The organism is Streptomyces sp. NBC_01454, assembly GCF_036227565.1.
Taxonomy (GTDB): domain Bacteria; phylum Actinomycetota; class Actinomycetes; order Streptomycetales; family Streptomycetaceae; genus Streptomyces.
Genome location: NZ_CP109460.1, coordinates 4,686,786 through 4,703,329 on the forward strand (window position 1 = coordinate 4,686,786; position 16,544 = coordinate 4,703,329).

Annotated in this window: 11 protein-coding genes; 8 read left to right on the top strand and 3 right to left on the bottom strand. The window is 73.3% G+C overall.

Translation table 11 applies throughout. The annotated features are described in order from the left end of the window. Positions 1-22: 22 nt before the first annotated feature. Positions 23-1,138 carry a GuaB3 family IMP dehydrogenase-related protein gene (locus tag OIU81_RS20865; protein WP_249633899.1) on the top strand — a complete coding sequence of 372 codons (1,116 nt, stop codon included), beginning with the start codon at positions 23-25 and terminating at the stop codon, positions 1,136-1,138. A gap of 473 nt (positions 1,139-1,611) precedes the next feature. Here OIU81_RS20865 and OIU81_RS20870 read toward each other — a convergent pair whose 3' ends face one another. Beyond that, positions 1,612-2,859: a nucleotide sugar dehydrogenase gene (locus OIU81_RS20870; RefSeq protein WP_329150067.1), complete on the bottom strand. Its 1,248-nt coding sequence runs from the start codon at positions 2,857-2,859 to the stop codon at positions 1,612-1,614. 217 nt (positions 2,860-3,076) lie between these two features. On the opposite strand from OIU81_RS20870, the gene OIU81_RS20875 reads away from it, so the two are divergent. Then, complete coding sequence (locus tag OIU81_RS20875) at positions 3,077-4,783, top strand: glycerol-3-phosphate dehydrogenase/oxidase (RefSeq protein WP_329150069.1); 1,707 nt, start codon at positions 3,077-3,079, stop codon at positions 4,781-4,783. Between the two features lie 46 nt (positions 4,784-4,829). Here the strand turns inward: OIU81_RS20875 and OIU81_RS20880 are convergent, their stop codons facing one another. Further along, positions 4,830-6,149, bottom strand: a complete 1,320-nt coding sequence (locus tag OIU81_RS20880; protein WP_329150071.1) for a serine hydrolase domain-containing protein — start codon at positions 6,147-6,149, stop codon at positions 4,830-4,832. 189 nt (positions 6,150-6,338) lie between these two features. On the opposite strand from OIU81_RS20880, the gene OIU81_RS20885 reads away from it, so the two are divergent. The 5 genes from OIU81_RS20885 to OIU81_RS20905 all read left to right on the top strand — a co-directional run bounded on the left by OIU81_RS20885 (position 6,339) and on the right by OIU81_RS20905 (position 14,501). Then, the gene (locus tag OIU81_RS20885) at positions 6,339-8,516 is read left to right on the top strand and encodes a serine/threonine-protein kinase (RefSeq protein WP_329150074.1); all 2,178 of its coding nucleotides are present in this window, start codon (positions 6,339-6,341) and stop codon (positions 8,514-8,516) included. Between the two features lie 207 nt (positions 8,517-8,723). After that, entirely contained in the window at positions 8,724-11,084 is a 2,361-nt protein-coding gene (locus tag OIU81_RS20890; protein ID WP_329331151.1) for a protein kinase, read from the top strand. A 282-nt stretch (positions 11,085-11,366) separates the two neighbouring features. Beyond that, the gene (locus OIU81_RS20895; RefSeq protein WP_329150079.1) at positions 11,367-12,551 is read left to right on the top strand and encodes an acyl-CoA dehydrogenase family protein; all 1,185 of its coding nucleotides are present in this window, start codon (positions 11,367-11,369) and stop codon (positions 12,549-12,551) included. Between the two features lie 8 nt (positions 12,552-12,559). Further along, a complete protein-coding gene (locus OIU81_RS20900; RefSeq protein ID WP_329155256.1) occupies positions 12,560-13,546 on the top strand; it encodes an acyl-CoA dehydrogenase family protein in 987 nt (328 codons plus the stop codon). Positions 13,547-14,015: 469 nt separating this feature from the next. Continuing rightward, complete coding sequence (locus tag OIU81_RS20905) at positions 14,016-14,501, top strand: ATP-binding protein (protein WP_329150081.1); 486 nt, start codon at positions 14,016-14,018, stop codon at positions 14,499-14,501. 83 nt (positions 14,502-14,584) lie between these two features. Here OIU81_RS20905 and OIU81_RS20910 read toward each other — a convergent pair whose 3' ends face one another. After that, complete coding sequence (locus OIU81_RS20910) at positions 14,585-15,511, bottom strand: cyclase family protein (RefSeq protein WP_329150083.1); 927 nt, start codon at positions 15,509-15,511, stop codon at positions 14,585-14,587. A gap of 106 nt (positions 15,512-15,617) precedes the next feature. On the opposite strand from OIU81_RS20910, the gene OIU81_RS20915 reads away from it, so the two are divergent. Continuing rightward, entirely contained in the window at positions 15,618-16,526 is a 909-nt protein-coding gene (locus OIU81_RS20915) for an SDR family oxidoreductase (RefSeq protein ID WP_329150085.1), read from the top strand. Positions 16,527-16,544: the final 18 nt, after the last annotated feature.

A 16,544-nucleotide genomic window follows, 5' to 3' on the forward strand; every position in this document is an offset into this window, starting at 1 on the left:
CGTAGAGGGAAAGGCCACACACGTGACTGAGATCGAGATCGGGCGCGGCAAGCGCGGCCGCCGGGCATACGCATTCGACGACATCGCCGTCGTACCGAGTCGCCGCACCCGCGACCCGAAGGAGGTCTCGATCGCCTGGCAGATCGACGCCTACCGCTTCGAGCTGCCCTTCCTGGCCGCTCCCATGGACTCGGTGGTCTCGCCGCAGACCGCCATCCGCATCGGCGAGCTGGGCGGCCTGGGCGTCCTCAACCTCGAGGGCCTGTGGACCCGGTACGAGGACCCGGAGCCGCTGCTCGCCGAGATCGCGGAGCTGGACGGCCCCACGGCCACCAAGCGGCTCCAGGAGATCTACGCCGCGCCGATCAGGGAAGAGCTGATCGGCCAGCGCATCAAGGAGGTGCGGGACGCGGGCGTGGTGACCGCCGCGGCCCTCTCCCCGCAGCGCACGGCCCAGTTCTCCAAGGCCGTCGTGGACGCCGGCGTCGACATCTTCGTCATCCGCGGCACGACCGTCTCCGCCGAGCACGTCTCCTCCGCGGCCGAGCCGCTGAACCTCAAGCAGTTCATCTACGAGCTGGACGTCCCGGTCATCGTCGGCGGCTGTGCCACGTACACCGCGGCGCTGCACCTGATGCGGACCGGCGCGGCCGGTGTGCTGGTCGGCTTCGGCGGCGGCGCCGCGCACACCACCCGTAACGTCCTGGGCATCCAGGTCCCGATGGCGACCGCCGTCGCCGATGTCGCGGCCGCCCGCCGTGACTACATGGACGAGTCCGGCGGCCGCTACGTCCACGTCATCGCCGACGGTGGCGTGGGCTGGTCCGGCGACCTCCCCAAGGCGATCGCCTGCGGCGCCGACGCCGTGATGATGGGCTCCCCGCTGGCCCGCGCCACCGATGCGCCCGGCCGCGGCCACCACTGGGGCATGGAAGCCGTGCACGAGGACGTGCCGCGCGGCAAGCGGATGGACCTCGGTGCGGTCGGCACGACGGAGGAGGTGCTGTTGGGGCCGTCCACGGTTCCCGATGGCTCGATGAACTTCTTCGGGGCGTTGCGAAGGGCGATGGCGACGACCGGGTACTCGGAGCTGAAGGAATTCCAGCGGGTGGAGGTCACGGTCGCGCCTCGGCGGTGATTCCCACGTTGCCGGGTTTCCCGCCGTGCCTCTTCTGTGGGTTTTTTCCCGCCTTCGGCGGGAGCGGAAGGGGTGGGTTGTGGGGTGGGGCCCGGTGGCTGTGTTGGTGGTGGCGGGGGCAGGGGCTCCGGGGTGGGTGTGTGGACTGCTTCGCTTTACGTCCACACACCCACCCCTCCGCCCCTGCCCCCTCCCGTAGTTGTGGGGCCCCACCCCGGTGGGGGGAAGAGTCAAAGACAAAAGCCAGAAGCTCGGCCGGAGTGTGACGCGGCCGAGCTTCTGGCTTTTTGACCATTCCTCCCACCGGGCGGGGGTGCCGATCCGAGCGGGAGGGGGTGGGCCGGAGGGGCCTGTGTTGTGGACGTAAAGCGAAGCAGTCCACAACACAGGCCCCGGAGGTCAGCCACCGGCACCACCACAGAGCCACAGGCGCCCCCGCCCAAACACAACCCACCCCCGCCGGAGGCGAAAGGCTAGAGCCGATGCGCCGCACCGGCAGGCGTAGCCCCCCTGGTGTCCAGGAGGAGCTGGGCCTTCACCGACAGCCCCTGGAGGTCATACGTGCGGTGGGCCTGGAGCAGGACAGTCAGGTCGGCGGCGGCAGCCGCTTCGTAGAGGGAGTCGGCGCGGGGGACGGGGCGGTCCAGGACGTTCCACTGGGGGACGTACGGGTCGTGGTACGTGAGGTGGGCACCCAGTTCCATCAGGCGGGAGGCGATCTCGCGGGCCGGGGAGCCGGTCAGGTCGGCGATGTCCGGCTTGTAGGTGACGCCGAGCAGCAGGATGCGGGCGCCGCGGGCCGATTTGCCGTGGTGGTTGAGGAGGGTGGCGCAGCGCTGGATGACGTAGCGGGGCATCCGGCCGTTGACCTCCTGGGCGAGTTCCACCATGCGGAGCGGGTGGCCCGGTGAACGCCCCTTGTAGGCGAGGTAGTTGGGGTCGATGGGGGCGGCGTGGCCGCCTACGCCGGGGCCGGGGCGGAAGGACTGGAAGCCGAACGGTTTGGTTTCGGCGCAGCGGATGACGTCCCACAGGTCGACGCCGATGTCATGGCAGAAGACCGCCATCTCGTTCATCAGCGCGATGTTGAGGTGGCGGTAGTTGGTCTCCAGCAGCTTGGTGGTCTCGGCCTCGCGGAGGCCGCGGGCGCGGACGACCTTGTCGGTGAGGCGGTTGTAGAACGCGGCGGCCGCCTCCGTGCAGGCGGGGGTGAGGCCGCCGATGACCTTGGGGGTGTTGGCGTAGTGGTGGGTGCGGTTGCCGGGGTCGTGGCGGCCGGGGGAGCAGGCGAGGTGGAAGTCGCGCCCGGCGGTGAGGCCGGAGCCCTCCTCCAGGAGGGGGCGCAGGAATTCCTCGGTGGTGCCGGGGTACGCGGTGGATTCGAGGATCACCGTGGTGTGCGGGCGCAACTGTGCGGCCAGGGTGCGGGCGGCGTCGGCGATGCCGCCCAGGTCCAGGGTGCGGTCCTCGCCGAGGGGGGTGGGCGCACAGATGACGGCCGTGCGGACCCGGCTGAGGGCGGTGGGGTCGGTGGTGGTGCGGAAGCCGGCGGAGAGCAGGCGGCGGAGTTCGGTGGCGGACAGCGGCCCGTCGGCGCCCGAGAGGGCGGCGGTGTGCGGGTCGGGGTCGTAGCCGAGGGTGGTGATGCCGGCGGTGGTGGCGGCCTGGGCGAGGGGGAGGCCGAGGTGACCGAGTCCGATGACGGCGAGGTCTGCGGGCATGCTGCGGCCGTCCTTCCCGAGCGACTGCGAATGACGTGTGCGCATGACGTATGCGGATGGCGCATAAGTAGACTAAGCGGATATTTGACCCAGAATAGGGATTGGTGGATCAAGGCGGCGGGGTGTTGCCGTCGTGAGTGGAGGGTGGATACCGGAACGCAGCGCGGACAGAATCGACGGACGGGGGGTGTGGCCCCGATCACAGCGGGAGGCAGCGGTGCAGACAGCGATACTGGGACCGGCGCAGCGGGCCGAGGCGCTCGCCCGAATGGCGGAGCGGGAGCTCGACATCCTCGTGGTCGGCGGGGGAGTCGTCGGCGCGGGGACCGCGCTGGACGCGGTGACCCGCGGCCTGTCCACCGGACTCGTCGAGGCGCGGGACTGGGCCTCGGGCACGTCCAGCAGGTCGAGCAAGCTCATCCACGGCGGTCTGCGGTATCTGGAAATGCTGGACTTCGCGCTGGTCAGAGAGGCGTTGAAGGAGCGGGGGCTGCTGCTGGAGCGGCTGGCGCCCCATCTGGTCAAGCCGGTGCCGTTTCTCTACCCGTTGCGGCACAAGGGCTGGGAGCGCTGGTACGCGGGCGCGGGAGTGGCGCTGTACGACGCGATGTCGGTCTCGTCGGGGCACGGCCGCGGTCTGCCCATGCACCGGCATCTCTCGCACAAGCGGGCCCTGCGGGTGGCGCCCTGTCTGAAGAAGGGCGCGCTGGTCGGGGCGCTGCAGTACTACGACGCCCAGATGGACGACGCGCGCTATGTGGCGACGATGGTGCGGACCGCGGCGTCCTACGGTGCGGCGGTCGCCAACCGGGCGCGGGTGGTGGGCTTCCTGCGCGAGGGCGAGCGGGTGGTCGGCGCGCGGGTGGAGGACGTCGAAGGCGGCGGTGAGTACGAGATCCGGGCGCGGCAGATCGTCAATTCCACCGGGGTGTGGACGGACGACACCCAGGCGCTGATCGGGGAGCGCGGGCAGTTCCACGTCCGGGCGTCGAAGGGGATCCATCTGGTCGTCCCGAAGGACCGGATCCATTCGACGAGCGGGCTGATCCTGCGGACCGAGAAGAGCGTGCTGTTCGTCATCCCGTGGGGGCGGCACTGGATCGTGGGGACCACGGACACGGACTGGGATCTCGACAAGGCGCATCCGGCGGCCTCCAGCGCGGACATCGACTATCTGCTGGAGCATGTGAACGAGGTGCTCGCGACCCCGCTGACCAGGGATGACGTGGAGGGTGTCTACGCCGGGCTGCGTCCGCTGCTGGCCGGGGAGTCGGACGCCACCAGCAAGCTGTCGCGGGAGCACACCGTCGCCCATCCGGTGCCGGGCCTGGTCGTGGTCGCGGGCGGCAAGTACACGACGTACCGGGTGATGGCGAAGGACGCGGTGGACGAGGCGGTGCACGCTCTCGACCAGAGGGTGGCGGAGTGTGTCACCGAGGACGTGCCGCTGGTCGGGGCCGAGGGCTACCGGGCGCTGTGGAACGCGCGGGCCCGGATCGCGGCGCGCACCGGGCTGCATGTGGCGCGCATCGAGCATCTGTTGAACCGCTACGGCTCGCTGGCCGAGGAACTGCTGGAGCTGGTGGTGGCCGACCCCTCGCTGGGCGAACCGCTGGCGGCCGCGGACGACTACCTGCGGGCCGAGGCGGTCTATGCCTGTACGCACGAGGGCGCCCGGCATCTCGACGACGTCCTGACCCGGCGCACCCGGATCTCCTTCGAGACCTTCGACCGCGGCGACCGCTGCGCCCGCGAGGTGGCCGAGCTGATCGCACCGGCGCTGGGCTGGGACGGCGACCAGGTCGAGAAGGAGATCGCGCATTACCGGAAGCGGGTCGAGGCGGAACGTGAATCGCAGCGCCAGCCGGACGATCTGACGGCGGATGCGGCGCGGCTGGGAGCGCCGGACATCGTGCCGTTGTAGGCCGCGGGGACGGGGCAGCGGCTGCGCGGCGGGAGCGAGCGGGGCCCTACGGACGGGCCGGCGGGCCGGTGCCGGGCCGGGCCCCGGGCCGCCGCGGGCAGAACTCCGCGGTCAGGACGTCGGTGCCGTGCGCCGGGTCCGCCAGGTGGTCGGTGTTGACGCGGTAGCTGACGACATGACGGCCGTCGGCGGTGCCGGCGGTCCGGGCGAAGGAGCCGTTGATGTCGCCGTCGTGGCCCCAGACCGTGACGCCGCAGGGCAGCTCGGTGGCGTACAGGCCGAGGCCGTAGGCGCCGCCGGTGCCCTTCTCGCTGCGTATCTCGGCCATCTGGCGCGGCGCCAGGAACTTCCCGCCGAGCAGCGCGGAGAAGAAGCGGTTGAGATCGCCGAGGGTGGTGATCATCTCGCCGGCCGCGCCGGCCCGGCTGGGGTCCAGGGAGGTGGTGTCGACGCGGCGGTGGCCGATCCGGGAGTACGCCCGGCCGTGCGGCTCGGGCAGCACCGGGTCGGTGCCGGGGAAGGAGGTGTGGCCGAGGCCGGCGGGGACGAGGAGGCGGCGGCGGATCTCCGTGGCGTACGGGTGTCCGGTGACCGCCTCGATGACCAGGCCGAGGACGAGGTAGTTGGTGTTGGAGTAGGCGTAGCGGGTGCCCGGTGCGGCCACCGGGGGGTGGCCGAGCGCGATCCGCAGCAGCTCGCCCGGGGTGTGGCTGTCGTAGCGGTGGGTGCCGAATCCCGTGCCGCTCAGCTGCCGGGACAGCCGGGGGTCCGCGGTGTAGTTGAACAAACCACTCGTGTGGTCCAGCAGCTGGCGGATCGTCACCCGCCGCAGAGCGCTGCCCGCGCCCCCTCCCCCGGTCGGTACGCCCGGCGGGAGGTGGGCCGCGGCGCTGTCGTGGAGGGTCAGCCGGCCCTCGGCGACGAGCTGCAGGATCACGGTCGCGACCAGGGTTTTGGTGATGGAGCCGGCCCGGAAGTGGTCCCGCTGCCCGATCCGGCGGCCGCTGTGCAGATCGGCCACCCCGGCCGTGGTGAACCGCGCGGCGGCGGAGGCGCCGTCGCGGGTGGTGAGCGAGGCGGCGCCCGGCGCCCCGTCGTCGACCAGCCGGTGCAGTGACGACGCGACCGGCCCCGCCCCGTCGCCGGCCGGACGGGGCGGGGCCGGTCGCGTCGTCCCCGCCGCCGGCGGCGGCCGGTGGACGACTTGCGCAGGTGGGACGGGGGAGAGGGCGGGCCGGGCGGTGCAGGCCGTCAGGGCCAGCGCGGCCAGCACGCCCGCGTGGACCGCGGCGCGGCGGCGCCCGGCCGGGTGCCGGGCCGGCCGCGGACCACCGTCCGGGGCCGGGCGCGGCGGGCGCATCGTCATCGGGACTCCCGTTCGTCCGGGCCATCATGACGGGTACGCGGTGTTGCCCGGCACCGACCCGGGCCTTCCGCATGGCTCCGGATGAGGGAGAATGAAGGCTCTGCCAGGGTGGGTTGTCCGAGTTGGGTCAGTTTGGTGATCGATGGGATGTCGAAGCTGCCAACTCGACTGGATTGCAGAGGGGATTCAGTGGGTGACGAGGTCGAGATGGACGGCAAGGAGGGCAGGCTGCTCGCCGGCCGGTACCGGCTCGCCGATGTTCTCGGCCGGGGCGGTATGGGCACCGTATGGCGGGCACGCGACGAGGTCCTGGGCCGTACGGTCGCAGTCAAGGAGCTGCGCTTCCCGGGCGGGGTCGAGGAGGACGAGAAGCGTCGTCTGATCACCCGTACGCTCCGCGAGGCCAAGGCGATCGCCCGGATCCGGAACAACGGCGCCGTGACGGTCTATGACGTGGTCGACGAGGACGACCGCCCGTGGATCGTGATGGAGCTGGTCGAGGGCCGCTCGCTGGCCGAGGTCGTCCGGGACGACGGCCCGCTCACCCCGCGCCGCGCCGCCGAGGTGGGCCTGGTCGTGCTCGATGTGCTGCGTGCCGCGCACAGCGAGGGCATCCTGCACCGCGATGTGAAGCCGTCCAACGTCCTGATGTCCGACGACGGCCGGGTCGTGCTGACCGACTTCGGTATCGCCCAGGTCGAGGGCGACCCTTCCGTGACCTCGACCGGCATGCTCGTCGGTGCCCCCTCCTACATCTCCCCGGAGCGCGCCCGCGGCCACAAGCCCGGCCCGCCGGCCGACATGTGGTCGCTGGGCGGGCTGCTGTACGCCTGTGTCGAGGGCGTGCCGCCGTACGACAAGGGCTCGGCCATCGCCACCCTGACCGCGGTGATGACCGAGCCGATCGAGCCGCCGAAGAGCGCCGGCGTCCTCGAAGAGGTCATCTACGGGCTGCTGGTGAAGGACCCGGCGGGCCGGCTGGACGACGCCGGTGCGCGGGCGCTGCTGCTGGACGTGGTGCACGCCCCCGAGGCCCGGAAGCCCGAGCCCCCGCTGGACGAGACGCGGGCCATGGTGCTGCCGACGGTGCCCAAGGAGCGGGCGGAGGCGAAGCCCCAGGCCGCCCCGAAGCCCGCCCCGAAGCTCGCCCCGAAGGCGCGGCCGGCGCGCAAGCCGAAGGCGAAGCCGGCCGCCGCGCCGGTCACCGAGCCGGCGGCCGGGAGCGCGAGCGGATCCGGCACCGCCACCGCGGACAAGAAGCCGGCCGCACCCGGCAAGGCCGCCGCGGCGCGCACGCCGGAGCGGACCGGACGCCCGCAGAAGGCGGCCGCCAAGTCCGCCCAGGACGCCGGCGGGTCCGCGCCGGCGAAGGTGGCGGACAAGGCCACCGCCGCGGCGGAAGCGGACCGTCCGGCGAGCGCCCGCCCCGGGTTCGACGCCGAGGCCGCCAAGGAGCGGATGCGCGGTGCCCTGCAGGCCGTGCGCGCCGCTGCCGCCACCGCGAAGGCCCGTGTGGAGGCCCGCGTGGAGGCCGCCAGGCCCGGCGACGGCAACCGCCCGTCCACCCGCGCGTCGGTGACCGATGTCGTCCCGCGCCGCACGCTGATCATCGTGGCCGTGGTCGTCGCCCTGGCGGTGCTGGGCACGGTGCTGGCCCTCGCGCTCAGCGGCGGCGACTCCGCGCAGACGAACGGCAAGGCGGCCGGCACGCACGACAAGGCGTCGTCCGCGGGCCGGGCGAAGTCCTCGCCGGAGTCGGCCACCTCGGGCGGGGACACCACGAAGGACGCACCGGGGGACCCCGCTCCGCAGTCGACGGAGGTCACGCCGGCCGGTGACACGAGCGGTGCGGACACCGGGGGCGGCGGGGGAGACAAGGACGGCAAGGACGGCAAGGGGGACAAGGCGGTGCCGGACGGCTTCGCCGAAGTCTCCAACGGCGGATACCACTTCCGTATGGCGATGCCCGAGGGCTTCAAGCAGACGGGCACCGCGGGCCAGGGTTCCGGCGTCATCTACAGCGCCTCGGGCGGTTTCCCGCGGGTCCAGATCGACTACAACGCCAAGCCCGGTACCGACGCCGCGGCCTCCTGGCGCAGCCTGGAGCCGGCCGTGCGCGGCTCCAGCGAGGACTACCACCTCATCGGCATCAAGTCGGTGAAGTGGCGGAACTATCCGACGGTCGCCGACTGGTCGTTCACCCGCCGGCAGAGCGGGGAGAAGGTCCGGGTCCTCGACCGCGGATTCCGGGCCGACGACCAGCACGGCTACGCGATCATGATCACCTGCAAGGCGGACGCCTGGTCGGACAAGGCGTGTCAGGAGCTGATCAGCACCGCGTTCAAGACCTTCGCGCTGAAGGACTGAGGGACGGTCCGGGTGAAGAACGGACGGGGCGCGCGTCGTTGGGCCGAGCGGGCCGCGCGCTCCGGCGGTGGCACGTATCGTGAGACGGCGAGGACCGTACGCATCCGCATTCGGCGGGAATGCGACCGGAAGTGACCGGAGGCGCCGGCGCCGATGGGCGGCTCCGGCGCGCGACGGCAGACACAGTGCGCGCTGCGGGGAGGCGTCGTGGACGAGTACGCGGGAAGGGTGCTCGCCGAGAGATACCGCCTGCCGTTGCGGCCCCTCGGCGAGGACGAATTCGCCGAGACCCGGGCCTTTGACACCTTCAGCGGGCAGGAGGTCCTGCTCCGCCAGGTGCCGCTGCCGGAGGTCGTCGAGGCGGAGGTCGTAGGGGCCGAGACGGCGGGGCCGCCGGAAGCCGGGCACGGCGCCGGCCGTCCGGGCGGGGCACGCTCGCCGGGTACGTCCGCGGCCGACCGCAGTCCCCGGGATCCCGCCGTGCGGCGCGCGCTCGAGGCCGCGACGACGGCGGCCCAGCTGGCCGACCATCCCCGGCTGGAGCAGGTCTTCGATGTCTTCGTGCAGGACGGCAGCCTGTGGGTGGTCGCGGAACTCCTCGCCGCGCGCCCGCTGTCCGCGCTGCTCGCCGAGCGGGCGCTGTCCCCGCATCGCGCCGCGGAGATCGCCGCGGATCTGCTGACCGCGCTGCGGGTGCTGCACGCGGACGGCTGGCTGCACCGCAACATCACCGCTCGTACGGTCCTGGTCTGCGACGACGGCCGGGCCATCCTGACCGGCCTGGCGGCGGGTGCGGCCCAGGAAGCGCTGTGCGGGGACGAGGCGCCCGCCGCGGCCGGGACCCCGCGGGCCGCGGCGGCACCGGACGGGCCGGTGGAGAGCGCCACCGCACCGGGCGGTCCGGCGGCGAAGGGCGCCGCGCCGGGCGGCTCGGCTGCCAGGACCTCACTGACCAAGTCGGCGCCGGACGAGCGGCCCGCGCCGGACGAGCGGCGGCCCGCGGCGGACGGCGCCACCGCCTTCGGCCGCCCCAGCGCCGGGCTCGCCGCCGAGCGGGCGCGGCAGGCGCGGCTGACGGTGATCGGCCCGGTCACCGAGCGCTGGGCGCCGGAGCAGGCCGGACCGGTCCACACGAACTGGCAGTTGGCGCCGCCGGTCGGTCCGGCCACCGATCTGTGGGCGGTCGGGGCGCTGCTCTACCGGTGTGTGCAGGGCGAGCCGCCGTTCCCGGAGGACAGCGCCGTCGAGCTGGCGCAGCTGGTCTGCTCCCGGCCGCCGGCGGTGGCCGAGGAGTGCGGGGCGCTGCGTCCCGTCGTCGAGTCGCTGCTGCGTCAGGATCCCGCCGACCGTCCGGACTTCGAGGAGCTGAACGGCTGGCTGCGGTCGCTGATCCGTACGGCGCCGGAGCCGGTGGCCCAGAGCCGGCTGGTGACCGTGCCGGCGCTGGAGCAGGAGGCCGATCCGCGGCGGCTGCCGATCGTGCGGCGCCGCGGTGAACTGGTGCGGAAGGGGCGCCACAAGAAGACCCGGACGTCCCGGCGGGCCCGGCCGCAGCCGGCGCCGGCCGTCGTGGCGGCGTCCGCCGCACCGCCCGCCGCACCGCTCGTCCCACCGCCCGCCGCCCCGCCCGCCCCACCGCCCGCCGCGCCGGCGCCCCGCCGGGCCGCGCCGGACCCGGAGCAGTCCGCCCCGCTCGCCCCCGCCCCCCGTCCGCCCCGCCCCCCGAAGCAGCCCAAGCCGCTCCGGCCGCCCAAGCCGGCCCGCCCCGCCCGGCCGGCCGCGCCCCCGGTGCGGACCGGGACGCCGGAGAGCGAACCGGCCGAGCCGTACGGGAGCCGGTCCGGCCCGGCCGCCGCAGCCCCGTCGACGCGCCCGGCCCGCGCCCCGCGCCCGCTCGGCCGGCTGCTGCTCGCCGCGGTCGTGCTGCTGCTCGTCGGCGCGGTCCTCTACGCGCTGGCCTTCCTGCCGGACTCCGGCCAGGACTCCAAGGCCGGCGGGCACGGCGCGGACCGTCCGGGCACCGCGAGTGCGGCGCCCGGCCACAGCACCGCGCCGTCCGACGGCGGCGACCGGGGCGGCGGCACCGGCGCGTCGCAGACCACCGCGCCCGCGGGCGTCGCCAAGGGCTTCGAGGTACGCACCGATCCGGAGGGTTTCCAGGTCGCGGTCCGCAAGGGCTGGCAGCGGCGCGGGGCCAACGACCGGCGCCAGGTGCGGTACGTCGGCGGGGACTACGAGCTGGTGGTCGTGCCCGGCCGGGACACCACGGCGCGCTTCGGCACCGACCCGATGGCGTATCTGCAGAACAAGGAAGCCGAGCTGGCGCCGTACCGCTCCTCGGGCTGGGCCTCGGCCTCCGGTCTCCAGCGGATCGACGTCGGGAAGACGGCGATGGCCGAGGGCACCTTCTCCTGGCGCGACAACAGCGGCCGCGTGGTCTACGTCCGCAACCTCGCGATGATCCACAACGGTCGCTACCACCTCGTCCTGGTGATCGGCCCGGACAGCGGCCGGCACGAGATCGACCAGCTGTACGCCCAGGCGACCAGCGCCTACCGCCCGGGCTGAGCCATGTGCTGCGCGCGCCGTCATGAGGTCTCTGACTGACGGGCCGTCAGATTCCTTGTGGAGAGTGGTGGTCGACGTCTTGTCGGTCCCCGCCGCCCGCGGCTAGCCTAATTTCTGACGGTGCATCAGATCTGTCGGATGCCTGTCGACCCGGCCGGACACGGGGTGAGGGGACGACGATGGGAAACCCCATGGAGCCACCGCGCAGCATCGGCGCCGATGACCGGGTGAGCCCGCTCGCGACCCGCCCGCCCGGCCCGGGCCCCGGCCGGTAGCCGCTCCATGGACCTCACCTGTACCGAGGAGGAGGACGCCTTCCGGGCGCGGCTGCGGCGGTGGCTCGGCGAGGTGCTGCCCACCCTCCCCGCGAAGCCCGCGGTGGCCGACTGGCCCGGCCGGCGGGCGTATGACGCGGCCTGGCAGCGGATGCTGTACGACGCCGGATACGCGGGCCTGCACTGGCCCGAGGACGCCGGCGGGCAGGGCGCCACCCCCACCCAGCACCTGATCTTCCTGGAGGAGACGGAGCGCGCCGGCGCCCCCTATGTCGGTGCGAACTTCGTCGGCCTGCTGCACGCCGGGCCGACCGTCGCCACCGAGGGCACCGCGGCGCAGCGCGCCCGCTGGCTGCCGCCGATCCTGCGCGGCGACGAGATCTGGTGCCAGGGCTTCAGCGAACCGGACGCCGGCTCCGACCTCGCCGCGCTGCGCACCACGGCGGTGCGCGACGGGGACCACTACGTCATCAGCGGCACCAAGCTGTGGACCTCGCACGCCGAGGTCGCCGACTGGTGCGAACTCCTCGTCCGCACCGACCCGGACGCGCCCCGGCACCGCGGCATCAGCTGGCTGGCGATGCCCATGGACGCCCCGGGGGTGACGGTCCGGCCGCTGCGCACCCTCGCCGGCTCGGCGGAGTTCGCCGAGCTGTTCCTCGACGAGGTCCGGGTGCCGGTCAGCCACCGGGTCGGCGCGGAGAACGACGGCTGGCGGGTGACGATGGTGACGCTGTCCTTCGAGCGTGGCACCGCCTTCGTCGGCGAGGTGGTGGCGTGCCGCCGGATGCTCGGTGCCCTCGCCCGCACGGCCCGGGACAACGGCCGCTGGGACGACGCCGTGCTGCGCCGCAGGCTGGGTCGGCTGCACGCGGAGTTCGCGGCGCTGTGGCGGCTGACCCAGTGGAATGTGAGCGAGGCGGCCGCCGCCGCCCGTCCGCGCGGCGGCCGGCCGGGAGGCGGAGGCGTCCCGGGAACCGGCGGCTCGGTCTTCAAGCTGCGCTATTCGCACGCCCGCCAGGAGCTGTACGACACGGCGGCCGAGGTGCTGGGCGCCGGTGCGCTGGACGCGGACCACGAGTGGGTGGCCGGCCGGCTCTCGTCCCTCTCGTACACCATCGCCGCCGGCACCTCGCAGATCCAGCGCAACATCGTCGCCGAGCGCATCCTCGGCCTGCCGAAGGGGCGGTGAGCAGGCCGGTGGACTTCCAACTCACCGAGGACCAACGGGCGTTGCAGCGGGCCACCCGGGAGCTGCTGGCCAAGCGGTTCGGGCCGGACCGGCTGCGGGCCGCGGTCGGTGATCCGGCGCCGGACCGTGCGCTGTGGCGGGAGCTGGGCGCGGCCGGGTTCTTCGCGCTGCGGCTGCCGGAGGAGGCCGGCGGGGTGGGGCTCGGACTGCCGGAGGCGGTGCTGGTCCTGGAGGAGACCGGGCGGGCGCTGCTGCCCGGACCGCTGGTGGCGTGCCAGCTGCTGGCCGGGGTGGTGGACGGGGTCGCGTCCGGCGAGAAGATCGTCGGGCTGTGCGAGGGCGGGCGGGAGCCGGTGCTGTGGGAACACCCGGCCGCCTGCGAAGAGTTGATCTTGGTGGAGTCGGGCACGGAGTGCCGCGACGGCCCCGGCGAGGGCGCACAGGGGCGCACATGCGGTGTGTACCGGAGCGCGGCGGAGCAGGTGTCCTGCGCCCCCTTTGCTTCCGTCGATCCCCTCACCCCGCTCGCCCGCGTCACGGAGCTGCCGCGCACCGAAGCCCTCGCCCTGGACGTGCCGCGGCTGCGCCGCGAGGCCGCCCTGCTCACCGCGGCCCAGCAGCTGGGCAGTGCGGCCCGGACGGTCGAGCTGGCGGTCACCCACGCCGGCCGGCGCGAGCAGTTCGGTGCCCCCGTCGGCTCCTTCCAGGCGGTCAAGCATCTGTGCGCGCAGATGCTGGTACGGGCGGAAATGGCCCGGTATGCGGTCTATGCGGCATCGGTCACGGACGGTGATCTAGACGTCACCGGAGCGAAGTTGCTGGCCGACGAGGCCGCGGTGCGCAACGCACGGGACTGTGTGCAGGTCCACGGCGGGATGGGCTTCACCTGGGAGGCCGATGTCCATCTGCATCTCAAGCGGGCCTGGCTGCGGGCGGAGTGCTGGGGCGTCGCCGGCGAGGCGGAAGAACTGCTGGCCGCGGACTTGATCGTCTGACGGCGGGGGTGGGGCGGTGACGGCGGTGCCTGGAGGGGAGGAAGTCAGACTCTGGCAACCTCTGTGCGAAATGTCGGACTCACTACGCAGAAGCGGTCACGGAGGGTCGATATCGGGTTGTGTCCTAGGCGTGACTCGTCACAGGGGGGAGTCGGCGTTCCGCTCGGGTACGCTCCGTTGGGTGCGAGTGGTTCTGAGGCGCAACGAACCCGGTGTCGTCGTGGCGACGGCTCCGGGTGACGGACTGCGCGCCGCCCGCCCAAGGCGTGGGCCCGGTCGCCCCCCTTGTTCGACTCCCCGCAAAGTGCGTCGCACAGTATGCAGGACGCATACTCCCTTGCGCTGGAATATGCCCGAAGCGCTTGTTGGGGTGACTCAACGTCAACCATGCTGTGCTTCACCGGGGTCACGCACCGTGACTCCGTGGAGGCGCGAGGCGATGTTTCCGCCGGTTCGGATGGTGTGAGCGGTGCAGGTGCTTCAGGTGCAGTTGGACGTACGACCCGACCCCGCGGAGGTGGGGCGGGCTCGGCGATGGGCCCGGTCGCGGCTCGTGGGCTCGGGTATAGGGGTCGATGAGCCGGTGGCGGAGACGCTGATCCTGCTGATCTCCGAGCTCGTCACCAATGCCGTGGTCCACACCGGCACGTCAGCCGTGCTGCGGATGTGCTTCTCCGGGTCGGGTGCCGTGGTGGGCACGGTCCGGGTCGAGGTCGCGGACGCCAGCGGCCGCCCGCCGCGCCAGCGGCACGCCGAGGGCGACGACACCAACGGCCGCGGCCTGGAGCTGGTCGACGGTCTGGCCGACCGTTGGGGATGGCAGCAGGAGGGCGCCGGCAAGCGGATCTGGTGCGAGGTGGACCGCGGCCAGCCGCTGCTGATGGCGGCGGGGGCCGATCTGGGGGCCTTCGAGCCCCGTCGCGCGGCGCCGCGCGCCGTGTCGCAGCAGGCGTAATCCGAGGCCGTGGGCGGAGCCGGCAGGCCGACCCGGGGCCTCCTCGGTGCGTGCGGATCGTGGCGCGGCCCGGCGTGGCCGCGTCAGAGCACCGCCACGGGCGCGACCGGTGCGCCGGTCCCGCCGACGAAGGGCTCGGCCGTCGCGGACAGGAAGAACGCACCGCGCCTCTCCTCCGCGCACGCCGCGGACAGCTCCTCCAGATTCCAGTTCTGGCCCTGCAGCATGCCCATCTCGACCAGGTCGAGGGCGTGCACCGGCATCCACAGGTCCTCGATCTCCGGCGGGAAGATCTCAAAGGTCAGGGTGTCGTTGGCGACCGCCGCGACATCGCGCGCCCGGAACCATTCCGGGGTGCGCAGCGACAGGCCGGGTGACGGGAAGGCGTACGCCTGGCGGTCGCCGGCGAGGTAGTGCCGCAGCTGCCCGGTCCGTACGAGGACGATGTCGCCGGGCCGGACCGTGGTGCGGGCCAGCTCCTCGGCGGCGTCGAGGTCCTCCGGGGTGACGGCATGGCCCGGGGGCAGCCGGTCGGTGCGGTGGGCGCGGGCCACGTCCAGCAGGACGCCGCGGGAGACGATCGGCGTGGCCCGCTCGATGCCGAGGGCGGTGGCGCCGAGGTGCGCGGTGACCGTGTGGGCGGGGCGGTTGTTGTAGAGCCGCCCGGAGTGCGAGACATGGGCGAGGCCGTCCCAGTGGGTGGCGCACTGCAGGCCCATGGTGACCGCGTCGTCCGAGGTCGCGACCGTGCCGGGGCCGAAAATCTCGTGGTTGACGGCGGTCATGGTGTGCAGCGGGTTGACCCGGCCGGGGATCACGCCGGTCTGTACGCCGTCCTGCTGGAGCGGGAGGGCGAGCGGGATGCGGCGGCCGCTGCGGACGCAGGCGGCGGCCTCCCGTACGACCCGGCCGGTGATCAGGTTGAGGGTGCCGATCTCGTCGTCCGCCCCCCAGCGCCCCCAGTTGTTCACGCGTGCGGCGATGTCGTGGAACTCCTGCGGCAGGGGCATCGGCCCTCCTCGGGGCGGCGGGGTCCGTTCGGCCCGGGGTCTTGTGTTCGTACCGGGTCTGCTCAAAAATCTAACGGTCCGTCAGAAACTGTGGGAGGGGCTGGACATGGGGAACTTCTTGGCCGGCAAGGTGATCGCCGTCACGGGGGCGGGCCGCGGCATCGGCCGGGCGGTGGCGCTGGCCTGCGCGGCACAGGGCGCACGGGTGGTCGTCAACGATTACGGGGTCTCCATAGCGGGCGGTGAGCCGAGCAGCGAGGTCGCCGAGTCCGTGGTCAAGGAGATCCAGGCGGCGGGGGGAGTGGCGACCGCGGTCGCCGACGACGTGTCCACCATGGCCGGCGGCCAGCGGATCGTGGACACCGCGCTGGCGCAGTACGGGGCGATCGACGGTGTGGTCTGTGTGGCCGGGATCCTGCGGGAGCGGATGCTGTTCAACATGTCCGAGGAGGAGTGGGACCCGGTCGTCGCCACCCATCTGAAGGGGACGTTCACGCTCTTCCGGGCGGCGTCGGCGGTGATGCGCCGGCAGGGGGCGGGGACCCTGCTGGGCTTCACCAGCGGCAACCACCAGGGGTCGGTGTCCCAGGCCAACTACGCCTCCGCGAAGGGCGGGATCATCTCGCTGGTGCGCAGCGCCGCGCTGGGCATGCACAAGTACGGGGTGACGGCCAACGCGGTGGCGCCCGTCGCACGGACGCGGATGTCGGCGAACGTGCCGATGGAGCTGACGGAGATCGGCGAGCCGGAGGACGTGGCGGCGCTGGTCGTCTATCTGCTGAGCGAGCGGGCCCGGGAGATCACCGGGCAGGTCTACACCGTGGCCGGGCCCAAGATCGCCGTATGGGCGCAGCCGAGGGAACTGCGCTCGGTGTATGCCGACGAGGGCGGGTGGACGCCGGAACGGGTCGCGGACGTGCTGCCGGGGTCGGTGGGCACCGATCCGATGCCGATGCTGGCGCAGCTGTCCCAGATGGCCGCCGCGGCCGCGGCCAAGGAACGGCCCAACCGGTAAGAGGCGGGGCCCAAGGGA